Origin of the sequence: Stenotrophomonas sp. GbtcB23, from assembly GCF_019091045.1 — a bacterium.
Classification (GTDB): domain Bacteria; phylum Pseudomonadota; class Gammaproteobacteria; order Xanthomonadales; family Xanthomonadaceae; genus Stenotrophomonas; species Stenotrophomonas rhizophila_A.
This window is the reverse complement of sequence record NZ_JAGXKC010000611.1, coordinates 1-243: the sequence shown is the minus strand read 5'-3', so window position 1 is coordinate 243 and position 243 is coordinate 1. Positions and strand designations below refer to the sequence as shown.

At 64.6% G+C, this 243-nt stretch carries 1 protein-coding gene; it reads right to left on the bottom strand.

Annotated elements, in window-relative coordinates:
* On the bottom strand, positions 1–243 hold a 243-nt coding region (locus KVS69_RS20290; RefSeq protein ID WP_217540088.1), incomplete at both ends, for a ferritin-like domain-containing protein.

Genomic DNA, 243 nt, shown 5'->3' with positions numbered 1-243 from the left:
CTCGAGGATCCGCTTGGTGGTGGTGTGCTTGTCGCCCACGAAGTGGATCATTTCCCGATAGCTGTCGATGGCGCTGCGTTCGGCGATCAGGTTCTCGCGGACCATGTCGCGAAGGTCCTTGCCTTCCTTGTACTCGGCATGGGAGCGACGGGTCAGCGTGTCGGGGTTGAGGTCGGGTTCGCCGCCCAGCTGCACGTTGCGCTCGGCCAGCTTGCCGGCATGCGCCTGTTCCTGCTGCGCGTG